The sequence below is a fragment of the Kangiella sp. genome, assembly GCF_048265365.1.
Classification (GTDB): Bacteria; Pseudomonadota; Gammaproteobacteria; order Enterobacterales; family Kangiellaceae; genus Kangiella.
This window is the reverse complement of the sequence record NZ_JBLXBT010000002.1, coordinates 1-25,501: the sequence shown is the minus strand read 5'-3', so window position 1 is coordinate 25,501 and position 25,501 is coordinate 1. Positions and strand designations below refer to the sequence as shown.

Below are 25,501 nucleotides of genomic sequence, written 5' to 3'. Positions count from 1 at the left end.
AATATTAAACTATAGAGGTAATTCCAGATGTTTCTAGCAGCTGCTGCACCACAAGGTGGTGGTTTGATGAGCTTCCTTGTGATGTTCGTTCCTTTGATTCTTATCATGTACTTTATGATGATTCGCCCTCAACAGAAGAAAATGAAGCAACATAAAGAAATGGTTTCTAGCTTGGAAAAAGGTGATGAAGTCATGACCACGGGTGGTATATTAGGTCGTATTAATAAAATCAAAGATGACTTTATCGTTGTATCAATCGCTGATGGCATTGAAATTAAATTCCAGAAAGCGGCCATTGCGCAAACTTTGCCAAAAGGCACCATTAAGTCAATCGACGAATAATATTTGATCGCCCGACATGTGATTAACATGCTCGGGCGGTTTCGTTTTTAATCCGGACATAAATTATGTTTACTGATCAATCCAATCAAAGATTGCTACCTATCAATACCTACCCCAAGTGGAAGTATGTACTGATACTTTTCGTTGTCGCAATCTCTCTTCTTTACGCAGCACCTAATATTTATGGTGAGGATCCAGCGGTTCAATTATCAGCTCTTCGTGACGCTACTATCTCTGAGCAACAGATTGAGCAAATTGAAGCAGCTTGGCAGGAAGAGGGCTTGACACCAAAAGCTATCGAGCGCGATGGTGAAAAGCTGGCAATTGCTCGATTCCAATCCAACGAAGAGCAGCTACAAGCTCAGGAAATCGCTAATAAGATTCTGAATCCATCGCTTGAAAACCAGAACTATGTTGTGGCGCTTAATTTAGCTCCTGCGACTCCAGACTGGTTAGCGTCGCTTGGCGGTAAGCCAATGAAGCTTGGTCTTGACTTGCGTGGCGGTATCCACTTCCTGATGCAGGTGGATATGGAGCAGGCTATGGCTCGTCAGCAAGAGCAGTTACGCCGTGACTTTATTGAGTCATTAACTGCAGAGAAGCCTTCGATTCGCGGCCGCGTTGAAACAATTGATAATGGCTTGTTGATCAGTTTCCGTAGTCAAGAAGATGCGGAGCGTGCTTATTCAGTGTTATATCAAAGCTACATCGATCGTATCGATATTAATTTAGCCGAGCAAAATAATCGTCCGGTTGTTCGTGCTACTTTTAATCAAACTAAACTGCAAGCCATACAAGATAACGCGATTGATCAAAACCGTTTGATTTTAAGTAATCGTGTTAACTCTCTAGGCGTTGCTGAGCCATTAATTCAACGCCAGGGTAGTGACCGAATCGTGGTTCAGTTACCTGGTGTTCAAGATTCGGCCTTAGCAAAACGAATTCTCGGCGCAACCGCAACACTGGAATTCCGTTTGGTTAATCATGAAGCAGATATCGTGGCTGCACAACAAGGCCGTGTTCCACCTGGTAGCAAGCTTTTCGAATCAGACCGTGGCCCGACTGTGGTTTACGATGAAGTTCAAGTCTCAGGTGATCACTTAACTGATGCATTTTCAAGTTTCCACCCACAAACTAATCAGCCCATTGTTTCAGTACGTCTTGATGGTGAGGGTGGTGCACGTATGCTTCGCACCACTACCGCTAATCGAGGCAACTCATTGGCAATGATTTTAAAAGAGTCAGTGCCCGTTTTTGAGATTAAAGACGGTAAGCGTGAGTTAGTAAAATCCAGTGTAGTAGAAACTCTAGTTAGTGCGCCTCGTATTAACGGTGCTTTTGGCACAGATTTCTTTATTGAAGGACCTGACTTTACTCCGGCAAATACAAAAGATTTAGCGACTCAACTTCGTTCAGGCGCTTTAATAGCTCCTACCTTTATTGTTGAAGAGCGTACCATTGGTGCATCGCTTGGTGCGGAAAATATTGAGAAAGGTATTAACTCGGTTATTATCGGCTTCTCACTAGTAGTGTTATTCATGCTGTTGTACTACAAAGCATTTGGTGTGGTTGCCAATATTGCGCTGATATTCAATGTTGTTACCATTGTTGCTGTAATGTCGATTATGGGGGCAACCTTAACGCTACCTGGTATCGCTGGTATCGTGTTGACAGTCGGTATGGCGGTCGATGCTAACGTCATTATCTTTGAGCGTATTCGTGAAGAGCTCCGTCATGGTACAGGTGTCGCTCAGGCTATTGATAAAGGTTATTCGCAAGCCTTATCAACTATTGCTGATGCCAACATTACTACTGCAATTGCAGCCATTATTCTTTATGCGGTTGGTACTGGTCCTATCAAAGGGTTCGCAATTACCTTGTTTATCGGTATCTTGACATCAATGTTCACCGCAATCCTGGTTAGTCGAGGTATCATAAATCTGATTTATGGTCGTGGCAAAAAACCAAGCAAACTGTGGATATAAAGGGAGTATTAGAATGAGTTTTTTAAATGAAGATACTAATTATGATTTCCTCAAAGTCCGCAAGTTCGCGTTTACGTTATCTGCAATCTTAATTATTGCTTCGATAGTGTCCTTTTTTACCAAAGGGTTGAACTACGGCTTAGATTTTACTGGTGGTACTTTGGTTGAAGTCAGCTATGAGCAAGATGCAGATTTACAAAAGATACGCCAACAGTTAGCTGAGATTGATATCAACGGTGCGGTAGTTCAGAACTTTGGTTCAGCTAAAGTTGTACAAATAAGAATGCCGCAACAGGATCACATTGCAAACGCTGAAGTTAGTGACGTGGTTCTTGCCAAACTTGCTAGCGATGGTTCTGAGGTAACAAAGCGTGACCAGTCATTTGTTGGTCCTGTTGTTGGTGAAGAGTTAAAAGAGCAAGGCGGATTAGCTATGATTGTAGCTCTAATCTGCATCATGATTTATGTTGCGTTACGCTTCGAGTGGAAGTTCTCTGTTGGCTCCGTAGCTGCATTGGCGCATGATGTCATTATTGTTGTTGGCTTTTTCTCAATCACTTCGGTGGAGTTTGACCTGACAGTATTGGCGGCTTTGCTGGCGGTTATTGGTTACTCATTAAATGATACCATTGTTGTGTTTGACCGTATTCGAGAAAACTTTCTTTTGATGCGTAAGGCAACCCCGAAAGAAGTGATCAATAACTCAATCAACTTAACTTTGTCGCGTACAGTAATGACCTCCTTAACGACAATGTTGGTATTATTAGCCTTATTTTTCTTCGGTGGCCAAACTATCCACTCGTTCGCAGAGGCTCTAATCGTTGGTGTTTTGGTGGGTACTTATTCTTCGGTATTCATAGCAAGTCCAACCACACTTGCCTTGGGTATTACTAAAGAAGACCTTATGCCTCCAGAAATTGAGAAAGAAGGTGAAGAGTTTGACGCTCCCTAATTGTTATTAGTAACACTTTCTTTTATATTAAAACGGCTTAGTATGAAAACTAAGCCGTTTTTTTATATAAGGATAATGCATTGTGATCGCTGAACAGTCGAACAAATCTGAAGAAACAGAGAACACCAGTACACTTGCCGATGAAACTCTTGGCAACATTGAAGCTTACCTGCCAGATTTTATTGTTCCATTATGGGATAAGTTACAGACGAACCCCTGGATTTTATCGATTATTGTATTCGTCCTTGGCTATATAGTTGCCAAGAGTGCACAGTGGTTCATTCGATCGCTAATAATGAAAATTGCTGAAAAGACGCCCGGTGATTTTGATGATAAGCTGGCTCCGCTTCTTAGCAAGACAGTCTTTACCTTTATCTTTTTTCTAACCCTGATTATTGCTATAGAAGCCTTGGATTTGTCTGAGTCGATTGATACTTTCCTCAAACGCTTTGTTGTTTCTATTTTGATCTTATCTTTGATGTCTAAATTGCTCAAAGCAACAAAATTGGTACTTAATGCTCTAGCTAATAGCAAAAACAGGTTTAAGTTCGTTGAAGAAAGAACTATCCCTATCCTTGATATATCGTCAAAGATTCTGATTGTCGGTGCTGCGCTATATTTCTTGATTCTTTCCTGGGGAATCGACCCAACAGCTTGGTTAGCCTCAGCGGGTATCATCGGTATTGCCGTCGGTTTTGCAGCTAAAGATACTCTGGCTAATCTATTTTCTGGTTTTTTTATCGTTGCAGATTCACCCTATAAATTAGGCGACTACATTATTCTCGACGCAGCTGAACGCGGTAGAGTTACCCATGTTGGTATCCGTAGTACACGATTGCTGACGCGTGATGACGTTGAGATCACTATTCCAAACTCAGTGATTGGTAATGCCAAAATTGTTAACGAAAGTGGTGGTCCTTGGGAAAAAACACGTATTCGAGTTGATGTAGGAGTTTCTTATGACTCTGATCTTGAATTTGTGCACGATGTCTTAATGGAGCTAGTTGAAGATCGAGATGATATTGCCAATAACCCAGCCCCCAGAGTCCGTTACCGTGCCTTCGGCGCTTCAAGTATTGATCTACAATTGATGGCTTGGATTAATTACCCTGAGCAGAAAGGGATGATTACACACAAACTGATTATGGATATCCACAAAACCTTCAGAGTGAAAGGCATTGAGATCCCATATTCTAAACACGACTTGTATCTTAAGGAGATGCCTTTTGCTAAGGATTAGTCTGCTGCTGCTTGTATTTTCTTATGCTCAAGCTAGCGGAAACGAATACCTATCATGTGGAGAGAATAGCAAAGCACAAGAGCTTGCTCGCATGATCATCACAGATAAAGATCAGAAGCGACCTAGTCTGGAATGTAATGCTATGTTGTCAGAAATAGCAGCTGATAAAGCCAGAGAGATGGCTAAAGAAGGCAAAGTTAACCACGATGGTCCAGGAGGGACTCCTGACTTGCGACTGATGAAAGCTGGTTACCCTCTATCCTTACCAAACTTGGTTGTTGGTACTAATCATGTAGAGTCAATCATGGGTGGGGCAGCTAGTGCGGAAGAAGCTCTGGACTACTTTAGAAATTCATATGCTCACAGAATTCATTTGTTTGGAGAGCATCCCTTTTATTTAGAACAATACGAAATTGGTGTTGGTTATGCCGAAGAGTGGTTTAGCCCTCACGTTAATTATTGGGTAGTGTATATTGCCAAGCCCAACCGGCCTACGATCGAGTATGGTAAAAAGATCCTAAAGTAGAGTTAAAGTATCTTGGAGTTTATAAAAAGTAAGATCTGATTGGAGCTGAAAAAGGAGGCAAGAGCCTCCCTTTTACTTGAAAGTAAATAGATGGTTTTTAGTTTACCGAAGCAAATAGGTCGTGCTGATCGGCGGCTTCGATAGTCACTTCAACGAACTGACCTTCTGTTAGATTTTCAAAACCCTTGTCAATGATAACCTTACCATCGATCTCCGGAGCATCTGCGCTGGAGCGAGCTAAAGCACAATCTTCGTAAAGCTCATCAACTAACACTGTCATGACTTTCCCAATTTTTTGCTGTAGCTTTTTTGCGCTTATGGCTTCTTGAACAGCCATAAACCGAGCAAGACGCTCTTCTTTCACTTCTTCCGGCACTGGATCTGGGAGCTCATTGGCGCTGGCGCCTTCAACAGGAGAGTATTTAAAGCAACCAACCCGGTCAAGTTGAGCCACTTCCAGAAACTCCAATAATTCCTGGAACTCTTCCTCGGTTTCCCCCGGGAAGCCGACAATGAAGGTGCTACGAATAGTAATATCAGGGCAGATATCACGCCATTTTTGGACACGCTCAAGCACATTATTAATATCGCCAGGACGCTTCATTAATTTTAAGATTCGCGGGCTGGCATGCTGGAAAGGGATATCCAGATAAGGCAGGATTTTGCCTTCAGCCATCAAAGGAATGATGTCGTCTACGTGCGGGTAGGGATAAACATAGTGTAGGCGTACCCAAACATTATCAAACTGTCCCAGAGCTTCGCACATATCTTTCATGCGGGTCTTGACGGGCTGACCTTGCCAAAAGTCCATGGCATATTTTTTGTCGACACCGTATGCACTGGTATCTTGCGAAACCACCAATATTTCTTTGACACCAGCTTTGACTAGTCGCTCCGCTTCATCAAGCACCTGACCTACCGGGCGGCTGTCTAGCTTGCCACGCATTGATGGAATGATGCAGAAGCTGCATTTGTGATTACAGCCTTCGGAAATCTTTAAATAGGCATAGTGGCGAGGTGTCAATTTAATGCCTTGTGGCGGTACTAGATCGATAAAAGGATCATGCTCAGTCTTCGGTGGCAAATGCTTATGCACAGCCGTTAACACCTGCTCATACTGGGCCGGCCCGCTGACACTCAATACGCCAGGATGAATTTCTCGAATGTCATTTTCTTGAGCCCCAAGACAACCAGTAACAATCACCTTGCCGTTTTCATTCAAGGCTTCGCCGATGGCTTCCAACGACTCTTGTTTGGCGGCGTCGATAAAACCACAGGTATTGACCACAACAATATCCGCATCCTCATAGGTTGGAACTATGTCATAACCCTCGGTTCTTAGCTGGGTTAGGATTCGCTCTGAGTCAACCAATGCCTTAGGGCAGCCTAGGCTGATAAAGCCGACCTTTTTAGCGGGAATTTTAGTGGTTACTGTGGTATTTGTAGGCATATCTGACATGGTGCTCGAATGAATACTCAAAAAGGGGCTGTATTCTAGCGCAGCCCCTGAAATTGATACAAGTTATCAAAGAATTATTTTGCATAAAAAACAACCTTGTTATGGTCAAAAGCCTCGAGCTCTCTGATTTACTTTTTCAATTCATAACAAGGAGTATAACGCTCGTAATCCAGCTTCATGCGTTTTTGTGCGACAAAAGCTTTCAATAATTCATCCAGCTCTAGCATGATGTCCTTATTACCATCCAACTGATAAGGACCGTGCTTTTTGACTTCAGCAATTCCTTTTTCCTTAACGTTACCCGACACTATTCCGGAAAAAGCTTTACGCAGGTTAGCCGCTAATAAGTGTAAAGGCTGTTCGGGATGGAGGTTTAGGCTTGCCATGTTATGATGGGTTGGATCGAAGCTTTCCTGGAAGTCCCAGTCGATGTGAAGTTGCCAATTGAAGTGATAGGCATCTTGAACTTGCTTACGGTATTCTCTTACTTCAGTAACGCCAGCTTGCACCCTGCGTGCTACTTTGACCGGATCATCGATGATGATTTGATATCTAGCCTGAGCTTCTGGGCCAAGCGTGTTGCCGATAAAACGGTCAATTTGGGTAAAATAGTCTGCCGATTCGGCTGGGCCAGTGAAAATTAATGGGAAGGGGATATGTTGGTTTTCGGGGTGGAGCAAAATTCCTAAGATATACAAAATTTCCTCAGCTGTACCAACGCCCCCAGGGAACACCACAAAGCTATGCCCCATTCGAACGAATGTCTCAAGCCGCTTTTCAATATCAGGCATAATGATCAGTTCGTTAACAATAGGGTTAGGAGATTCGGCGGCTATGATACCAGGCTCAGTAATGCCGATGTATCGACCTCGTGTAATGCGCTGTTTTGAATGTCCCACCAGAGCACCCTTCATTGGGCCTTTCATGGCGCCAATACCACAACCAGTAATAATGTTTTGCCCTCGCAGGCCAAGCCGATAACCGACCTCTTTGGTGTATTCATATTCATGGTGGGGAATAGCGTGTCCTCCCCAGCATACGACCATATTCGGATCAATGCCTGGTTTTAATGCTTTGGCGTTTCGTAAAATGTGGAAGATTGCATTGGTGCAGCCTGAGCTTGAATTAAAGTCGATGCGTGAATTATTCTCCAGCTCCTGCTTTAAAAAGACAATATCTCTAAGGACACTAAAAACGTGTTCCTTTAAGCCTTGAATCATGACTCCATCAACAAAAGCTCCCGATGGAGCATTTTTAATTTTTAACTTAACGCCTTTATTTAATTGCATGACTTCAATATTGAAATGGTCAAGCTGATCCTGAATAACGCTAATATCGTCAGTGATATTGGTGCTATTAAGTACTGCTAGTGTACACTTCTTAAAGAGTTCGTAATCGTTACCTGATGTGTGTTCGCTGAGTCTTTGGATTTCGTCATTGGTTAATAATTCCAGTCCTGACTCTGCTGTAATCTCGGTATCTATGTATTGTGATTGTGCGATTTGATTCATAAGCTTGATAGTGACCTGAGTGGCTGGTGGTTAGGCTAAAGAAAAAAACATTTGAATAGACTTCAGCATACAATAAGTCGTTGCGAGATAGAAATAACAAATTATGAATAGTGATTTAATTGTTGCAGTTGTCGTTTATTGATTTTGAATCTTCATGTATTGTTACTCGCCCGCTTTTACTGATGGAAATTGCTCTATGGAGTGACCTGTGGCGGTTATGACAAAGATACAGAGTTCCATTTTGGTGGTCGGTAAAACCATTAGGCTTGAGTTGCAAATACGGTTTTCTTTGAAAAGAGGACCATTGAATCTGCTCATAGTTTCCGTCTAAGTGATGCACATGGATAAGCTCTAGTTTTTTAGATTTTCCAGGCGCAAAAACACTGAGTTTAGTCCAGTCTCTTTGGCAATCAATATCACTTTGCTCAAGTTCTAAGTCTTCTAGACCACAAATTCGGATGGTCCTATTATTTGAAATGGCATGGTTACGGGCAGTTTCTATAATACTTCTTACTTTAAATAAATCAGAACTTACTTTCTGTTTTTCTATAAACATGAGCATTGAAGGAGCTGCCATGAAGCTGAGGAGGGTAGCGATTGAAAGAGTGACGATAAGTTCTATTAAAGTTAGTCCTTTAACTTTGGTTGGCATTGTGTAGGTTCCTGTCCAATTATCAACAAAGGATGCCTATACTAATTTCATGCCAATAGTGTGACTAGACTGTATGGCTTTGAAGGTTGTGCGAATTTTCTCAAGTGATTGTCCTACATTGTCACTCAATGCCTAACTTTTTCATCTTATAACGGATTGTTCTAAAGCTAATACCTAATAGTTTTGCTGCTTCAGTACGATTCCATCGTGTTTCATTCAGTGCTTTCTCGATTTCGGCTTTTTCAACTTTTTCAATAAATTGATCAAGAGGCAAGTTGCCGCGGGTAAACCCTTTATCGGAAGATTGCGATTGCAGCTTTTTTGCATCCAGATCCTCGCTTTGCGCAAGCAATAAATCAGGCTCTTCAATGGTGTCGCTTTCAGCTAAGGCACAGGCTTTTTCGAGAATATTTTCAAGCTCACGATAATTAAAAGGAAATTCGTAGTTATGTAGCGTTTGTCTTGCTTTAGAGCTAAGCTCCTTGTTCTCAGCTAACTCTTCCAGGTAACTATCGATAAGCGTATCCAAATCCGATAAGCGCTGAGTAATCGATGGAACTTTAAGCTGAATAACGTTCAGTCTGAAGTATAGGTCATCCCGTAATTGATGAGAGTGTACATAGTCGATAAGCGGTTTCTCAGTGCAGACCATTATACGAAGATCCAATGGTTCGTCGCTTTGTTCAGACTCAACAGGATATTTCTTTTGTTCAATGGCATGCAGTAATTTCTTTTGAGTGATGATTGATAGACTATGAATATTGCTAAGAATTAAAGTACTGCTGTTGGCTTGATACAGTAAGCATTCGTTATCATCATCTTTACTGAAAAGCAGATGCTCAAGTTCTTCGGGACTTTGACTGGAGCAATCTAGAAATACTTCAGCATGATCGGAGCGCGAACTTTGCTCATGCAAAATTTGTGCTAGTCGTTCCTTCTCCGTGCCTCTTTCACCTTCAATCACAATTGGCGCCTGAGAGCCGCGTATCTTGACCATCTTCTCCCGTAGCTTGTTGATAACCTCACTACTACCCGCTAAGAAAGTGAAAGGTGCTTGTGGCTCCACTTGTTTGCCACCTACGTATTTAAAGGCATGCTTTAGAAGCTGTCGCAAGTGGGCAAGATCAATTGGTTTGGCCAGAAAATCAAAGGCACCCAATTTCATCGCTTCGATTGCATTGTCTGTACTACCGAATGCTGTAATAACGGCAATTGGCATGAGAGGGTATTGTTGGCGAACATACTTTACAAAGTCGAGGCCATTCCCATCAGGTAGCTTTAAGTCAGTTAAGCAGAAGTGGAACTTTTCTTCTGAGAGCTGTTGCTTGGCATTGGTCAGATCTTTGCTACTTGATACATCCAGGCCCATTTGAATTAAAGTCATGGTGAGCAGGTGCCTGATATCCGCTTCATCATCAATAACAAGGATTCTGGGTTTATTGTCACTCATAATACTTTTTGTATTCCTTGTACTATCGTCTACGATCTTCGTTTGGCTGAGAGTCCGCCGCACGTGAAGACTCTTCATCTTCAATCTCAGATAATTGCTCAGCGAGTTCGGAGTCTATCGAAAAACTTGTGGTATCAAAGCTAATCCTGAAACAGGCGCCGCCAAAAGCTACTGGGATACAATCCAGTCTGGCCTGATTAGCTTCGCAAAGTTCTTTCGAAATATATAAGCCCAAACCTGTGCCGTTATGGTTAGTAGTGTAGAAAGGTTCAAAAATTTTATCTTTTTCTTCAAGCGATACACCAGAACCTTCATCGATCACATCGAGGAATAAGTCTCCGCTTAAGGGATCGCGACCGGCAGTAAGATGTAGCTGATATTGATTGGTGTTGAGATAGCTATATTTTAGAGCATTATCAAACAGGTTGGATAGAACCTGTTTTAATTGCGACTGGTCAAATGCCACTTTTAAACCAGGTTCAACACCTTCGGTTGTAATTGTTGCTTTTTCTTGTAGTCCTTGCTGATATTCATTAATAAAGCTTGGCAGGAAGCGATCCAATAGCAACACCTGACGTTCAGGAGGTTTGCGCTTGGAAACTTTCTGGATGTTGTCAATGATTTCATTAATGCGCTTTGATTGACGCTCAATAATCTCCATGAGCTGCTGCTCTTGTTCGTTCTCGCTTACGCTCTCTAAAAGTAATTGAATCGATTGATTAATGGCACTGAGCGGGTTTCGTATTTCGTGTGCAATACTGGCTGTTAATTGGCCGAGTGAAGCGAGCTTTAACTGCTGTGCTTTTTTTATGACATCAGAGTAATTGTCCAGCAAAATCAGTGTCATGTTGTTAGCATTCAACGAAACAAAGCGGGGTAGGAGTTGTGGTCCTGTATTAGTCGCTCTAAAAGGTAGCCCTTCATGTGATGCGCGGTAAGCCCGTTTTAACTGATAATCCAGATCATCGGTAATAGCTGCCAGTGGTTTGCCAATTGGAGTATCCGGCAAACCTAATCCATACCAGGCCGTTTGATTGATGTGTCGAATTCGGTGCTGTTCATCAACGACGATGATGCCTCGATTCATTTTCTCGATGATTTGGCTGTTAAGCCGGTGCATATGGGCAATGGAGCGCTGTTGTTCCGCGGTTTCTTCTTCATAATAGGTGAGGCGCCTTGCGAGAATATTCCCTAGCAAGGTCACGACCAGAATCCCGGCTATTTGCAGGCTGACTTCAGAGTAGAAGGTTTGGTCAAACGATCCTTCGCGAAAACGGTAGATAAGAACTAAACTAATGCTGACAAAGATGCCGTAAAGCATTCCGAGCCGGTTTCGAACAAGAAGCAGAGCAAAAATGGCTACCAAAGCCATTAGCACAATGTAGCCTGCACTGTCGGTTTGTCCCGCATAGGCAAGCAAACTAAGCAGCACTATATCGGTAAAGGGTTGAGTATAAGCCTGAATATGAAACTGGTGTTCAACGAAGGATAAGAAAAGTAATAGGCTAGCTAAAATGACGTAACTGATGGCCGCAGTAGTGTATACATCTTGATCATATAAGCTGGATTGCGATTTGGCGATGAAAGGCAGCAAAAAAAGTAGTAATGCAATAATCAATCTCGCCACAGAATAGTAGCGTAAAAATTGCCATCCAAAGTCTATTTTTTTATTGTTATCAAACACTAAGCGTCCTGAGCTATTGATGCGTGTCATCTAGATTAGGGTGAGTTTGCACTGATTTCAAGCATTGTGTGTATAACTCATTGAAAAAAATTGAAATTGTTGGAAAATATAGAGCAAATTATTACATGAGTCCTGCGATGCGAATTGCAATTGCGCAAAACAATTACACGGTTGGTGACATTAAGCGAAATTTAGAGCTTATAAAAGCTTCACTTAAGCAAGCTGAATCAGCCAACGCTGACATTGTGGTCTTTTCCGAGCTCTCGCTCTGTGGTTATCCCCCTGAAGACCTGCTGTTACGTCCTGATTTATATACTATTATTGATAAAGCGATTGAGGCGTTGTTAGCGCTGAACTCTGAAGTAGCGATGATCGTGGGGCATCCGATAAAAGAAGCCGAAGGGCTCTTTAATGTCGCTACTGTGATTCATCGCGGGCAAGTGTTGGTTCAATACAAAAAGCAATTGTTGCCGAACTACTCCGTATTTGATGAAAAACGCTATTTTGAATCAGGCTCTGAAGATTGTGTGTTTGAGTTTAACGGTGTCAAGTTAGGTTTGTTGGTTTGTGAAGACCTGTGGTATCCAGAGCCGACCGCTCGGGTAAAAGATTTGGGTGCTAAGATTTTATTAAGTCCTAATGCATCACCCTACTGTTATGGCAAAGGGACCTTACGCAGCGCTGAGATGGGGGCTCGTGCTCGTGAAAATGAGCTGCCAATTGTGTATGTCAATCAAATCGGTGGTCAGGATGAGCTGATTTTTGATGGCTGCTCCGCTGTTTACAATGAAGAAGGTCAGCGTGTTTTCCAAATGGCCGAAATGGCTGAAGACTTCGCATATATCGATTTTGATCCTGATACAGGTGCTATCAAGCCAAGTAAGGCCTATCTCAATCAGTTTCAGGGGGAAGAAGAAATCTGGCAGGCATTGGTGTTGGGCGTGCGAGACTATGCTCATAAAAATGGTTTCGAAGGCGCGCTGTTAGGTTTGTCCGGTGGAATTGATTCAGCTGTGACATTGGCGGTTGCAGTGGATGCATTAGGTAAAGAGAATGTTAACGCTGTGATGATGCCATTTCGCTATACCGCCAGTATGAGTATTGAGGATGCTGAAGAAGAGGCTAAAGCGTTAGGTATTGAGTTTGATGTAATTTCTATTGAGCCAATGTACGAAGCATTTATGAGTCAGCTGTCGCATCAATTTAAAAATACTGACGCTGACTTAACTGAGCAGAATATTCAAGCGCGCTGTCGTGGTACTTTGCTGATGGCACTGTCCAACAAGTTTGGTCGATTAGTGCTGACCACGGGTAATAAATCGGAAGTGGCTGTGGGTTACTGTACTTTATATGGTGATATGGCCGGTGGATTGGATGTGCTAAAAGACGTGTCCAAAACGATGGTTTATCGTCTGGCCCGGTACAGAAATACGGTCTCGCAAGTGATTCCTGAACGGGTTATCACGCGTCCACCATCGGCCGAGCTGGCGCCGGACCAAAAGGATGAAGACAATTTACCACCGTATGATATCCTTGATGCCATATTGGAGGCTTATGTTGAACAAGACAAAAGTATCGATGATATTATTGCGTTGGGTCATGATGAGGAGGTTGTTCGTAGAGTGATTCGACTGGTCGATATCAATGAACATAAGCGCCGCCAAGCACCTCCTGGGATTCGCATTACCCAAAGAGCGTTTGGTCGTGATCGTCGTTATCCCATAACCTCAGGTTTTGGGCGACAATTTAAATCTTGATTGATTAAGGGTTTATAAAGGATATACAAATGAAGAAAATAGAAGCCATCATCAAACCATTCAAACTTGATGATATTCGTGAAGCTTTAACCGACTTAGGGGTAAACGGAATGACGGTTACCGAAGTAAAAGGCTTTGGTCGCCAAAAAGGTCACACGGAATTATATCGGGGTGCTGAATATATGGTGGATTTCCTACCAAAAGCAAAAATTGAAGTAGTTGTTAATGATGAACTGGTTGATAAATGTGTCGAAACTATCATCGAAGTAGCGCGTACGGGTAAAATTGGTGACGGTAAAATCTTTGTGACTAATGTTGAGCGTACAGTGCGTATTCGTACTGGTGAAGAGGGCGAGGATGCTATATAAAGGCTCTCTAAAGGTCTAAAGTTATTTTTTTTATTTCATAATAAAAAACGGGCTCTTATTTGAGCCCGTTTTTTTAAATTTATTTACTTTAGAATTCAGCTAGCTTGTAATCAGGATAATTCAACAACAATACTTTACGATACTCTTCAGAAATTTCTGGTAACTCGAGTATTTTGTATGAGTTGATTAAAATTTCAAGCGCGCTTGGAACTGCCGGTGTCTTTGGAAAGTTTTCAACAATGTATTTGGCACGATTTGCTGCACCAATATAGCTGTCGCGCTTCATATAATAGCGAGCGACATGTAATTCATAATCAGCTAGAAGATTGCGAATTTGGATCATACGCTTTCTTGCATCAGGCGCATATTCGCTTTCAGGGTACACTTCAACTAATGCTTTAAAATTATCAAATGCAGCTTTAATATTTGTCGTGTCACGCTTTTCGATGTCTGCAGTAAAAACTTCTTTGAATGTGCCGACTTCCTGTTCATAGTGCATAACACCTTTCATGTAGTAAACATAATCAGCATTTTCATGTTGTGGATGTTGGCGTAAAAAACGATCAGCAAGAGCTTGGCCTGACTCATAATCCGCTCTTTTGAAGTAAGCATAAATGAGCTCAAGTTTTGCTTGCTCAGAAATTCGTCCAAAAGGATAGCGGGTGTCAATCTCCTCTAAAAGTTCCGTTGCTCTGACGTAGTTTCCATTTCGCATTGAGCGTTTGGCGCCATCAAATAACTCTTGCGCAGCCATTGATTCGACTTTGGTCTTGTTTAAGTCAGGTTTTTTAGGAGTGCTGGAACAGCCAGCAAGCGAAAATACTAGGAGCGCGAGGACGATAATACTGTGTTTTTGCATATTTAATTCTTTCTGTTTGTGTTCAGCCTGATACAATGTGGCTCATTCTAACTGACCATCAGTTATAGGCCAATCTTTTTACGTGATTTTACAATGACCACCCAATCTATTGCACTCAGACACATATTCGACGAAAAAGTTTACGGAAAAAGACTGGATGCTGCTTTATCCCAGCAATTTAGTGATTATTCCCGCTCTCGAATTCAAGAATGGATCCAAAATGGCTTCGTTAAAGTTAATGGCGAAGTAATAACATCCAATAAATACAAAATGGCGGGTTTCGAAGATATCGAAATCAACGCTGAGATCGAGGTTGCCGGTGCCTGGAAGCCCGAAGCAATTGATCTCAATATTGTTTATGAGGATGAGGCTCTATTAGTTATTAACAAGCCTGCAGGCCTTGTGGTTCATCCTGGTGCCGGAAATCAGGATGGCACTATGGTCAACGCTCTATTGCACCATTGTCCCGATCTAGCCAATTTGCCAAGAGCTGGCATCATTCACCGTATTGATAAAGAAACGACTGGTTTGCTGGTCGTGGCTAAAACTATTGCGGCGCATACCAGTCTGGTTGAGCAGTTGCAAAACCGTGCTTTCACCCGTGAATATGACGCAGTAGTCAATCGGGTGATGGTGTCTGGCGGGACCATTGATAAGCCGATTGGTCGCCATCCTACTAAGCGTACGTCAATGGCAGTGGTTGCCGATGGCAAGAGGGCTATAACTCATTATCGTGTGGTGGAAAAGTTTTTGGACCATACTCACTTAAAACTGCGACTTGAAACGGGGCGTACACACCAAATCCGTGTCCATATGGCTTACTTAAAATTTCCTCTGATTGGTGATCCTATGTATAGCGGTCGCTATCGTGTGCCTACCCGTATTACCCCTGAATTGCGTAATGCAGTGGATAATTTTAAACGCCAGGCGCTACATGCCAGTTTGCTGGGCTTAAAGCACCCTGAAACGGGTGAATACATTGAGTGGCGTGCACCTATGCCACAAGACATGGCTAAATTACTCGATCACTTACGCGAAAACAGAGACACCTTCGAAGCAGAAGAATGATCGAGTTCATCAAACCACACTGGCCAGCCCCAAATCATGTTAAAGCTTTTGCAACCACACGCAAAGGTGGGGTTAGTGAGTTTCCGTTCGACAGCTTGAATCTGGGATTGCATGTTGGGGATGATGACAAAAAAGTCATGGTCAATCGCGAACTGCTACAAAAAGCATCCAATCACCCACCAGTGCAATGGCTTAATCAAATTCATAGTAATAAAGTGATAAAGTATTCTGGCTCAAAGTCGCTCATTGAGGCAGATGGGATGGTTTCTGACCAAACCGATTCGGCTTGCGCTATTATGACCGCTGATTGTCTGCCAGTGCTTTTTACAAACACCAGCGGCAACTGGGTTGCAGCCGCGCATGCCGGATGGCGTGGATTGGCTGAAGGAATCCTTATAAACACTGTCAATCAATATAACCGAGCTGAATCATTAATGGCCTGGATCGGACCAGCTATTAGTCAGGACTGTTTTGAGGTGGGTGATGATGTCAGACAAGTTTTTGTTGATCTGGATGATAGTAATCACGACTATTTTGTGGAAAATAACCGAGGACGTTGGCAGGCTGATCTGGCTAGTTTGGCAAAAAAGCAGTTAGAAAATCTGGGTGTGGAAGTTTTCTTAAGTCAGCTGTGTACTGTTAAAAATGAACAGCAGTTTTTTTCCTTTCGCAGAGATGGGCAAACTGGGCGAATGGCTAGCATGATTTGGATAGCTGAATAATTACGATGATAGGTTAGTGAGAAGATAATGACGACATTTTGGTGGATAATGCTGGCCGTGGTATTAATTGTGACTTTTGTTATTGTCAAATTAATCAAGGGTGCTAAAAAGTATAACCACATTGACTGGGGTTCGCCTTTTCTTAACTTTATTGATGGCTTGAGCCGTTATTACTGTATTCGCTTCCATAGCTTGGATTTTGAGCGTTTCTCCTTGCCGAGAGAGGGTGGCGCCATACTCATTTCAAATCACATTTCTGGTCTTGACCCTCTTTTATTGATTGCTGCCAGTAACCGCCCGATTCGTTTTATGATCGCCACAGAAGAATATAACCGGTTTGGTTTAACCTGGCTGTTTAAGCGCGCAGGTTGTATTCCAGTTAATCGTAGCGGCCGCGCTGATATTGCTTTTCGTCAGGCTCGGAGGGCTCTGGATCAGGGTGAAATTATAGCGCTGTTTCCTCATGGAAAAATTCATCTGGATCACGAAGAACCTTACCGTGTTAAACCTGGAATTAGGAAGCTGGCAGAATTAAGCAAACACTCTATTTTTGTCTGCCGTATTGTTGGAGTTCGTGGGCAGGGGAGCGTTTTTACTTCATTACTGCTTCGTTCTCAATCAAAAATTATTCAATTTCCCACCATCAATTACCATTACTTCAGTCACAGTGATAGTTTGCATCATTTAGGTGAGGTTCTTTTAGGCCATCGAAATCCATTCTCAAGAGATGTTAGCTTTAAGCATGATGTTACAGAGCCATCAACTTCTGACTAGTCAGGTCTCAACCTCAACACTTTTTACATTTCACTATCTCTTTTCTTTTAAAAAACTGATTAAAGTCAATTCATTAGATTAATTATTAAACAAAATACTCTATAAGCTCTTGAAAATGGTCTAAAAACCCACATTTTGTAAGGCATAGTGTTTTATTTTGAGTTTGCACACAAAAAAGTGTCGATAACTCTAGAGAGGTTTTTGCATGAGAATGGATAAATTTACCAGTAAGTTTCAATCAGCGTTAGCCGATGCCCAGTCGTTGGCGCTAGGTAAGGATCACCAATATATCGAGCCGTTACATTTGATGTTGGCGATGCTGCAACAGCAGGGCAACAGCGTATCGGCAATTCTGAATCAGATTGGTGCACATGCCGGTCAGTTGATGAATGCCATCGATGCTGAGTTGGCAAAGCTGCCACAGGTCAGTGGTACTGGTGGCGAAGTTCATCTTTCCCCAGACCTGGGCAAGCTACTGAATGTCTGTGACAAGATTTCACAGCAACGTCAGGACCAATATATTTCTTCAGAACTGTTCTTGCTGGCTGCGCTTGAAGATAAAGGTGCTTTAGGCAAGTTACTTAAGGCTCAGGGTGTGACCAGCAAGATGGTTGAAGATGCGATTGCACAGATTCGTGGCGGGCAAAACGTCAATGACCCCAATGCAGAAGATAATCGCCAAGCCTTAGAAAAATATACCATTGATCTGAACGCTCGCGCTGAAAGTGGCAAGTTGGATCCGGTTATTGGGCGCGATGATGAGATCCGTCGTTGTATTCAGGTTCTGCAGCGACGCAGCAAAAATAATCCAGTGTTAATTGGTGCGCCAGGTGTTGGTAAAACCGCTATTGTGGAAGGTTTGGCGCAACGAATCGTCAATGGAGAAGTTCCAGAAGGACTGAAAAACAAACGTGTCCTATCTTTGGATATGGGCTCATTAATTGCTGGCGCAAAGTTTCGTGGTGAATTTGAAGAGCGACTGAAAGCTGTTTTGAGTGATTTGTCCAAAGAAGAAGGCCGGGTCATTCTGTTCATTGATGAGCTGCATACCATGGTCGGTGCTGGTAAAGCAGAAGGTTCAATGGATGCAGGCAATATGCTCAAGCCTGCGCTGGCTCGCGGTGAATTACACTGTGTGGGTGCCACGACGTTAGATGAGTATCGTCAATATATTGAAAAAGACGCGGCGCTGGAGCGTCGCTTCCAGAAGGTGCTGGTTGATGAACCAACTACCGAAGATACCATTGCTATTTTGCGTGGTTTAAAAGAGCGCTATGAAGTGCACCATGGTGTAGAAATTACTGACCCAGCGATTGTTGCGGCGACAACTTTATCTCAACGCTACATTACTGATCGTCAACTGCCTGATAAAGCGATTGATTTAATTGATGAGGCAGCCAGTCGGATTCGTATGGAAATTGACTCAAAACCTGAGGTGATGGACAAACTTGAGCGTCGCTTGATTCAGCTAAAAATCCAACGTGAAGCGTTGAAAAAAGAAGAGGATGAAAGTTCTAAGAAACGCCTGCTGGATTTAGAGCTACAAATTGATGAGCTAGAAAAAGAATTTGCTGAGTTTGATGAAATTTGGTCATCTGAAAAAGCCTCAGTACACGGCGCTCAGAACATTAAAGCGGACTTGGATAAAGCTCGCGTGGAGCTTGAAGCAGCGCAGCGCGCTGGTGACTTAACGCGTATGTCAGAACTGCAGTATGGCACTATCCCTGAGCTTGAAGCCAAACTGGCTAAAGTCTCTGAGCAAGATACGGTTGAAATGCAGTTGTTGCGTAATAAAGTAACTGACATTGAAATTGCCGAAGTGGTTTCGAAATGGACCGGTATTCCGGTCTCAAAAATGCTGGAAGGCGAGCGTGAAAAGTTACTACGCATGGAAGATGTATTGCACAATAATGTGATTGGTCAGGATGAAGCCGTTACTGCAGTATCGAATGCCATTCGTCGTTCACGTGCGGGCTTGTCTGATCCTAACCGTCCGAATGGCTCCTTCCTGTTCCTTGGCCCTACAGGTGTCGGTAAAACTGAACTGTGTAAAACGCTGGCTAAGTTCTTATTCGACAGTGAAGATAATATGGTGCGTATCGACATGTCGGAGTTTATGGAAAAGCATGCGGTCGCTCGCTTAATTGGTGCGCCTCCGGGCTATGTGGGCTATGAGCAGGGCGGTTATTTGACCGAAGCGGTGCGTCGTAAACCTTATTCTGTTATTTTGTTTGATGAGGTTGAGAAAGCGCATCCCGATGTGTTTAATGTCTTGCTGCAAGTACTTGAAGATGGGCGCTTGACTGATAGCCAAGGTCGTACCGTAGATTTCAAGAATACAGTGATAGTTATGACCTCTAACATGGGCTCTGATTTGATTCAGGCGCATAGTGCTAACACCGAAAATGGTGATAAAGACTATGAGGGGATGAAGTCAATGTTGATGGACCTTATCGGCAATCATTTCCGACCAGAGTTTATCAACCGGATTGATGAAATCGTGGTATTCCATCCTCTGGCAAAAGAGCAAATTAAATCCATCGCAGCAATTCAAATGGAACGATTGTTGCAAAGACTGCGAGAGCAGGGTTTTGAGGTTAAAGTTACGGAAGGGTTGCTTGAGTTGCTTGCAGAGTCAGGCTTTGATCCGGTATTCGGTGCTCGTCCATTGAAACGAGCGATCCAACAGAAGGTTGAAGACCCACTTGCACAGGCCATATTGGCTGGCAAGCTTGATATCAGTAAAGCTCTGACATTGGACGTAGATGGTGAGCAACTGTCCATTAAGCAATAAGCCTCTGCTCTAATCATTGCGATAGCAAAAAGCTCTAGTGTTAAAAGCACTAGAGCTTTTTTATGTGGCTGAAATAATGTTTAGCCTGGTCGGCCATCAATCCGTGGCTTAGTTAAAACAGGCCAATAAAAGACAACAAATAAACCGTAAGCCAAAATCCACAGTACACCACTAACCTGGTAACTTTCGGCTAAGTATGACGGTGCGATCATTGCAGTAAGACCACGAATAATACCGGCCAGTAAGACAACGGCAAAGGCTACCGTCATCCATTTGCTAGGTTGTAAAGGGCGCCCGGAGTGGCCTAAAGAAACTCGAGCAATCATTCCGAGTATTACCGAACCAAGTGCTCCAGCAGTTAATAAGTGAGAAGCGTTTGAAATGGTTGTAGTTTGCTCTAGAAGCGCACTGGCGAATACCAACAAACCAACTGGAATGAACCAGTAACCAAGGTGCAAAATCCACAGCAGTGGAACTTTAAGTGCGGGGACTGGTTTCCAGCGTGCGATGCGAACAATATTCGACACAGCAGCCAATATCATCAGAATGGCCACAATCATATTCATTGTTTCCGTTCTTGGCAGTAACAACCAGGCAAATGTGGCCAACCAGATCGAGCCTAAACAAACCCACTCTAAAGAGACAATTGGCATCGGTTTTTCAGTGTCAGTGGCTCTTGCGGTAAAGAAGGGGATGACTCTGCCACCCATGACGGTAATAAGGGCTGTAATGGCCAGAACTGTAGTAATAAATATACGTTCGGCTAATAACCAGTCGTTGCTATAGGCTGCATAATAGCTAAGCGCATTTAGTATAGTGAACAGCAACATTAGTGGGACAAAGAAGAGGTTGCGCCATTGTTTCACTTGAATAACCGGGCGCGCTAGAAATATTGCCACTAAGGGCAACCAGGCAATATCTAAAATCATTACCAGCCAGCTTTTCTCACCTAAAAAGGGCAGAAGTACTCTGGGCAGAAACCATAAGATCGATGCTATCGCCAGTGGCCAACCTCGAACTCCGGGAATGCCTGTCCAGTTTTGCATCGCGGTTAATACAAAACCTGCAATGATGGCTAGCGTAAAGCCAAACAGCATCTCGTGGGCATGCCACCAGATGGAGTTGTGGATACCTGGTATCAGGTTTTGACCACTTAATTGAAAGATCCAGAGAAGCATAGACAGTGTTGCGACTAAAGCTCCACCTAAAAAGAAGACCCTGAATCCCAGTCTAAACAAGGGCCAGATCGCATTTTCTTTTTTGGAGTCCAAGATTTGCATGGTTTTCTCAGTACAGGTTGATTGAAAGGTATGTAGATATTATAAAATAAACATGCATTAAAAATACATCTTTATTTGGTTAAAAATTGCCTTCCTTGTAAAAGCAGAATAGATACAATGAGAAAAATTAGTAAATCTATCAATATGCTCATTCGTTATTTTCTCTGGTTGTTATTAATTGGCTTGCAACTTGCGCTAGGCATTATCATTTACCTCCAATCTGGTAGGGACTTGGTGGGTTTTACTTGGCTAGAACAGCAATTTCCAAGCCTGTCCAATTGGTTGTCTAGTTTGGTTAGTCAGTTACCAGAGCTCTACCAAGAAGGATGGCTCGCTAATCATCTGCCTGACATACTGTGGTCAAGTGCCTGCGCCTCACTTTTGGTTGGTATCTGGGTGAACCAGTTAGCACTTTTAAAATTATTGCCAGTAGGAATTGCCTGTGCTATTTTTTATGAAACGCTTCAGTGGCTTGGGCTCGCGGGCGGTACGTTTGACTGGCTTGATTTTATCTATTCTTTTTTAGCTGGGGTTTTGAGCACAATGTTAACGTATCTGCTACTAAAACAAATCGACAATTAACGATACAAAGCTTGTTTGACTATCTTATCGCTTGTGACATTAAGGGAAGGCAATGAAAAAGAAACTGTTAGTGGGGGGCTTTGCAGGATCCATAATACTCTTGTCTGGGTGTATGCCGGTGTATACAGCCCCAACAACTCCTCAAAAGACCGAATATAAAGGCGCTCACCCTCTTATCCTTAAAAAACAGCAACCAGCTAGTAGCGTCACTTACCTGACTATTAATGGCTCTTACTACCAACTCCCAGAAGAGTGTCTGTTAACACGGGCATATGGAGACTTGGCTGATGACCGAAAGTTTGGTGATGATGCTGAATCGCGTAATTATGGGGATATGGCTGATAATCGAAAATTTGGTGATGACGCTGAATCCCGTAACTTCGGCGATGATGCGGAGAGTCGCCAGTTTGGCGACGATGCTGAATCGCGTAATTATGGGGATATGGCTGATAATCGAAAATTTGGTGATGACGCTGAATCCCGTAACTTCGGCGATGATGCCGAGAGCCGTCAGTTTGGCGACGATGCTGAATCGCGTAATTATGGGGATATGGCCGATAATCGAAAGTTTGGTGATGACGCTGAGTCCCGTAACTTCGGTGATGATGCAGAGAGTCGTCAGTTTGGAGAGATAACTACCCAGTTCCGTTGTTCTAAAATACAAAATATAAAGAAAGTGGTTGTATCTGGTTTTGTTGGTCAGGAAACCATTTTAGTGAACAACGGAGTCAGCTTTGCAGGTTATGAAAGAGACGGAAAAACAATTTTATTAAAATTCTAAAGAGGAGTGAGTCATGAAAATTTGGGCAAAGACAGTGACAAGTGTAGGTGCCTTGGCAGTTATGTTATTACTTGCAATGGGATCAGATGATCCACCTGCGCGTTTGATGGATCAGACAAATAAATCAAAAGTACCGATTCAATATGGCGTTGTGCAAGAGGGTATGCGAATTGTTGCAGAAGATGGTTCTTTTGACCTGAAAGGCGGGCAGCGCTTTACTTCACCTTTCCAGTCGGATTTGTGGGGCTATGGCTGCAATAACTTTAGTAATAAAGATGTGTTAACTAAAGCTAACGATGTTCTGCTTTGTGGTGCTAAAAAAGTTAAAGTTTATTATGGCAATAATCCAGAGCCTTTATATGGGGTATTGGCTTTAAATCAAGCTATACAGGCAGCACATGGCCCAGCCTCACGCTCCTATATGATTAAAATAGCTGAAGATAAAATTCAGCATGCCCGTGCTGGTAATACATCAGTTACTTTTGAATATATGAACTGGACGGAATCAAAACGTTGGTCTCATACTTACAGAGAGCAAAAGAATGAAAAAACCTGGTATAGCTGGATTCTTTGGGTTTCAGCCTATCCGATGTGATTTTCATTACGTATAAAAAAGCCCTCGATGATGAGGGCTTTTTTATACGTAAGCTTTTAATGTTAATTTAAAAGTTAGTAATCATTTTTCGCAGTATTTTTTAACGTTCTCACGAGCCTGCTTTAATCGCTCTTCACGCTCAGTATCAGTTAACATCCTGCGTTCACCATTTTCTTCAATTTGAACACGAGTTCTGTTTTCCAATACTTCCATATTGTTTTTTGCAATGGTGCAATTTTTTTTGGCGATCTCTTTATTCTGTTCTTCAATGTTTTTCTTCTGGGCTTCCTGCTTAGCAATGATATCGTCTTGAGCGTTAGTTATATTGCTTGATTCTTGGCTCTGTTCATTGCCACGTTCAGTTGCGGGCTTTGAATCACTGACTCGTTGATTGATGGTTTCATAGCTTATGCCGTGAGGTGGCTTGGTTTGGGTATATTTAATATTGCCCTTATCGTCCTTCCATTTATATATCGGCTGAGCAGCACTAGCTATTGTAGCAATCCCTAGCCCGAAAATAGCGATTAAAATAATGAGTTTGATATTTACCATAACTTTCCGTTCTCTCGACTGTTTGGTTTATAAGGGTTGAATCATAAGAGATTCGACTCAAGCACCTTCTTCAATAATCTCTAATTTATTCGTTTTGGCAAAATCTAGCAACTGTTTGAATAGATTGGGGTGTTCTAATGATAACTGGTTTGAAATTATGACGCACTTTACTCCCTCTATAACGGCGGGTCTTAAGAGGGGAGAGTAAACCATTCTGCGGTTGCGGAAAGTACATAAGTTTCCGCACATGCGTTCCGCCCAGTCACTGGGCCTGAAGGTTTCCCCCGTTTCTGTTCTGCCTTTAATAATAAAGCGCTTGCTGGTTTGCGTTCCGCTCATGTTTGGCTTTTACTTGATAAGTTGCGCGTATATTGACAGAATCCTCGTCGCTGTCAATATACCCATATAGATGCAATGGGTTTGAAGCTATAAAGTAACACTCTACAAAACACTTCTCCAGCTGTTCTTGAGTGTGTTAATGTAACGACATCAATGATTTAGATTCATCAGGTAACAATTTTAATGAAAGCTAATAAGCAAGCAGCACAGAAACGCGGTATTTACCTTCTTCCCAATTTATTGACGACGGCAGGCCTCTTTGCGGGTTTTTATGCTGTTGTAGCTTCGATGCAAGGTGCCTTTGCAAGTGCTGCTATTGCCATCTTTATTGCTATGATCATGGATGGCCTTGATGGTCGAATTGCACGCATGACTAATACTCAGAGCGACTTTGGTGCCGAGTATGACTCAATGGCAGACATGGTTTCTTTTGGCATAGCTCCAGCCCTCGTTATTTATAATTGGGCTTTGTACGATACGGGGAAGATCGGCTGGTTGGCTGCTTTTGTTTATGTCGTTGGCGCGGCTCTACGCCTGGCGCGCTTTAACACCCAAGTGACCACTGCGGATAAGCGATACTTCCAAGGTTTAGCAAGCCCATCGGCAGCCGCTATTATTGCTGGCTTGGTCTGGCTTGGTGCCGAGTATCAATGGGAGTCAAAACCATGGGGCATCTACATTGCCGTGATGACAATGGTTGTTGGCCTGTTGATGGTCAGTAATTTCCGTTATTCAAGTTTTAAAGAAGTAGATTGGAAAGGCAAGATCCCTTTCATTGGAGTTTTGATCATTGTCCTTGTTTTCGTCTTAATTGCTTCTGAGCCGCCATTGGTCTTATTTAGTGGCTTCGCCATCTACGCACTATCCGGTCCGATTATGACCTTGTGGCGTATCAAGGATATAAAAGAAGAAAGAAGACAGCGAAAATTACAAGAAGCTCAGTCAGCAGAAGATCATGTTGAGAGTGACGACATCGAAAAATGATAATAACTACTTATAATTATGCCACTTGGCAAGTGGCATAATGGCAGTAAATGTTACAGCTAATACAGATCCGAGCTATCTATTAGCGATATTAATCTAAATAAGCAGATTCCTGTTTAAATTTTACCCGTTTTGGCGTTATAATGACCAGCTCGCAAAAATCTTTTGAAAACCTTAAAAAAGAGCTTGCGAAGTCAAAAATGGTGCTTATAATGCGCACCACTTTCGAGGCATAAGTCGCGGAG

General features: G+C 42.7%; 24 protein-coding genes. 15 read left to right on the top strand and 9 right to left on the bottom strand.

Annotated features, from left to right (window positions below):
* The first annotated feature begins 27 nt into the window (after window positions 1-27).
* From yajC to ACN0VI_RS09370, 5 genes are all read left to right on the top strand, one after another.
* Window positions 28-342 (top strand): preprotein translocase subunit YajC, encoded by a 315-nt coding sequence (gene yajC / locus ACN0VI_RS09390; RefSeq protein WP_331891654.1) that lies wholly within the window; start codon window positions 28-30, stop codon window positions 340-342.
* Window positions 343-407: 65 nt separating this feature from the next.
* Window positions 408-2,327: a protein translocase subunit SecD gene (gene secD, locus ACN0VI_RS09385; protein WP_417446601.1), complete on the top strand. Its 1,920-nt coding sequence runs from the start codon at window positions 408-410 to the stop codon at window positions 2,325-2,327.
* A 13-nt stretch (window positions 2,328-2,340) separates the two neighbouring features.
* Complete coding sequence (gene secF, locus ACN0VI_RS09380) at window positions 2,341-3,279, top strand: protein translocase subunit SecF (RefSeq protein WP_331891657.1); 939 nt, start codon at window positions 2,341-2,343, stop codon at window positions 3,277-3,279.
* 82 nt (window positions 3,280-3,361) lie between these two features.
* Complete coding sequence (locus ACN0VI_RS09375; RefSeq protein WP_417446600.1) at window positions 3,362-4,519, top strand: mechanosensitive ion channel family protein; 1,158 nt, start codon at window positions 3,362-3,364, stop codon at window positions 4,517-4,519.
* Window positions 4,506-5,045 (top strand): CAP domain-containing protein, encoded by a 540-nt coding sequence (locus ACN0VI_RS09370; RefSeq protein WP_417446599.1) that lies wholly within the window; start codon window positions 4,506-4,508, stop codon window positions 5,043-5,045. Before ACN0VI_RS09375 ends, ACN0VI_RS09370 begins: the two co-directional genes overlap by 14 nt.
* 97 nt (window positions 5,046-5,142) lie before the next feature.
* Here the strand turns inward: ACN0VI_RS09370 and rimO are convergent, their stop codons facing one another.
* From rimO to ACN0VI_RS09345, 5 genes are all read right to left on the bottom strand, one after another.
* The gene (gene rimO / locus ACN0VI_RS09365; protein WP_417446598.1) at window positions 5,143-6,495 is read right to left on the bottom strand and encodes a 30S ribosomal protein S12 methylthiotransferase RimO; all 1,353 of its coding nucleotides are present in this window, start codon (window positions 6,493-6,495) and stop codon (window positions 5,143-5,145) included.
* Window positions 6,496-6,632: 137 nt separating this feature from the next.
* Window positions 6,633-8,015, bottom strand: coding sequence for a nucleotide 5'-monophosphate nucleosidase PpnN (gene ppnN, locus ACN0VI_RS09360; protein ID WP_417446597.1), 1,383 nt, complete (start codon window positions 8,013-8,015; stop codon window positions 6,633-6,635).
* A gap of 115 nt (window positions 8,016-8,130) precedes the next feature.
* Window positions 8,131-8,667, bottom strand: a complete 537-nt coding sequence (locus tag ACN0VI_RS09355) for a GspH/FimT family pseudopilin (RefSeq protein WP_331891663.1) — start codon at window positions 8,665-8,667, stop codon at window positions 8,131-8,133.
* Window positions 8,668-8,788: 121 nt separating this feature from the next.
* Window positions 8,789-10,117, bottom strand: coding sequence for a sigma-54-dependent transcriptional regulator (locus ACN0VI_RS09350; protein WP_417446596.1), 1,329 nt, complete (start codon window positions 10,115-10,117; stop codon window positions 8,789-8,791).
* A gap of 22 nt (window positions 10,118-10,139) precedes the next feature.
* Window positions 10,140-11,801, bottom strand: coding sequence for a sensor histidine kinase (locus tag ACN0VI_RS09345; protein ID WP_417446595.1), 1,662 nt, complete (start codon window positions 11,799-11,801; stop codon window positions 10,140-10,142).
* 125 nt (window positions 11,802-11,926) lie between these two features.
* On the opposite strand from ACN0VI_RS09345, the gene ACN0VI_RS09340 reads away from it, so the two are divergent.
* Entirely contained in the window at window positions 11,927-13,558 is a 1,632-nt protein-coding gene (locus tag ACN0VI_RS09340) for an NAD+ synthase (RefSeq protein WP_417446594.1), read from the top strand.
* A 29-nt stretch (window positions 13,559-13,587) separates the two neighbouring features.
* The gene (locus tag ACN0VI_RS09335; protein ID WP_331891667.1) at window positions 13,588-13,926 is read left to right on the top strand and encodes a P-II family nitrogen regulator; all 339 of its coding nucleotides are present in this window, start codon (window positions 13,588-13,590) and stop codon (window positions 13,924-13,926) included.
* Between the two features lie 88 nt (window positions 13,927-14,014).
* On the opposite strand, the gene bamD is transcribed toward ACN0VI_RS09335, so the two are convergent.
* Entirely contained in the window at window positions 14,015-14,785 is a 771-nt protein-coding gene (bamD, locus tag ACN0VI_RS09330) for an outer membrane protein assembly factor BamD (RefSeq protein ID WP_331891668.1), read from the bottom strand.
* 93 nt (window positions 14,786-14,878) lie between these two features.
* On the opposite strand from bamD, the gene rluD reads away from it, so the two are divergent.
* The 4 genes from rluD (at window position 14,879) to clpB (ending at window position 20,143) form a co-directional block, all read left to right on the top strand.
* Entirely contained in the window at window positions 14,879-15,853 is a 975-nt protein-coding gene (gene rluD, locus ACN0VI_RS09325) for a 23S rRNA pseudouridine(1911/1915/1917) synthase RluD (protein WP_331891669.1), read from the top strand.
* Window positions 15,850-16,575: a peptidoglycan editing factor PgeF gene (gene pgeF / locus ACN0VI_RS09320; protein ID WP_417446593.1), complete on the top strand. Its 726-nt coding sequence runs from the start codon at window positions 15,850-15,852 to the stop codon at window positions 16,573-16,575. Before rluD ends, pgeF begins: the two co-directional genes overlap by 4 nt.
* Window positions 16,576-16,602: 27 nt before the next feature.
* Window positions 16,603-17,349, top strand: coding sequence for a lysophospholipid acyltransferase family protein (locus ACN0VI_RS09315; RefSeq protein WP_331891673.1), 747 nt, complete (start codon window positions 16,603-16,605; stop codon window positions 17,347-17,349).
* A gap of 205 nt (window positions 17,350-17,554) precedes the next feature.
* Window positions 17,555-20,143, top strand: a complete 2,589-nt coding sequence (clpB, locus tag ACN0VI_RS09310; RefSeq protein WP_417446592.1) for an ATP-dependent chaperone ClpB — start codon at window positions 17,555-17,557, stop codon at window positions 20,141-20,143.
* 80 nt (window positions 20,144-20,223) lie between these two features.
* On the opposite strand, the gene ACN0VI_RS09305 is transcribed toward clpB, so the two are convergent.
* Window positions 20,224-21,423: an NnrS family protein gene (locus tag ACN0VI_RS09305; RefSeq protein WP_417446591.1), complete on the bottom strand. Its 1,200-nt coding sequence runs from the start codon at window positions 21,421-21,423 to the stop codon at window positions 20,224-20,226.
* Between the two features lie 117 nt (window positions 21,424-21,540).
* On the opposite strand from ACN0VI_RS09305, the gene ACN0VI_RS09300 reads away from it, so the two are divergent.
* Genes ACN0VI_RS09300 through ACN0VI_RS09290 form a run of 3 tightly spaced genes read left to right on the top strand, consistent with a single transcriptional unit; the run spans window position 21,541 to window position 23,381 of the window.
* Window positions 21,541-22,005: a hypothetical protein gene (locus ACN0VI_RS09300; RefSeq protein ID WP_331891678.1), complete on the top strand. Its 465-nt coding sequence runs from the start codon at window positions 21,541-21,543 to the stop codon at window positions 22,003-22,005.
* A 52-nt stretch (window positions 22,006-22,057) separates the two neighbouring features.
* The gene (locus ACN0VI_RS09295; protein ID WP_417446590.1) at window positions 22,058-22,786 is read left to right on the top strand and encodes a hypothetical protein; all 729 of its coding nucleotides are present in this window, start codon (window positions 22,058-22,060) and stop codon (window positions 22,784-22,786) included.
* Between the two features lie 13 nt (window positions 22,787-22,799).
* Entirely contained in the window at window positions 22,800-23,381 is a 582-nt protein-coding gene (locus ACN0VI_RS09290; protein ID WP_331891680.1) for a hypothetical protein, read from the top strand.
* 81 nt (window positions 23,382-23,462) lie between these two features.
* Here the strand turns inward: ACN0VI_RS09290 and ACN0VI_RS09285 are convergent, their stop codons facing one another.
* Complete coding sequence (locus ACN0VI_RS09285) at window positions 23,463-23,933, bottom strand: DUF4124 domain-containing protein (RefSeq protein ID WP_331891682.1); 471 nt, start codon at window positions 23,931-23,933, stop codon at window positions 23,463-23,465.
* A 57-nt stretch (window positions 23,934-23,990) separates the two neighbouring features.
* Window positions 23,991-24,272 (bottom strand): DUF3579 domain-containing protein, encoded by a 282-nt coding sequence (locus tag ACN0VI_RS09280; protein ID WP_417446589.1) that lies wholly within the window; start codon window positions 24,270-24,272, stop codon window positions 23,991-23,993.
* 183 nt (window positions 24,273-24,455) lie between these two features.
* Between ACN0VI_RS09280 and pssA the strand changes: the two genes are divergently transcribed.
* Window positions 24,456-25,256 carry a CDP-diacylglycerol--serine O-phosphatidyltransferase gene (gene pssA, locus ACN0VI_RS09275; protein WP_331891684.1) on the top strand — a complete coding sequence of 267 codons (801 nt, stop codon included), beginning with the start codon at window positions 24,456-24,458 and terminating at the stop codon, window positions 25,254-25,256.
* Window positions 25,257-25,501: the final 245 nt, after the last annotated feature.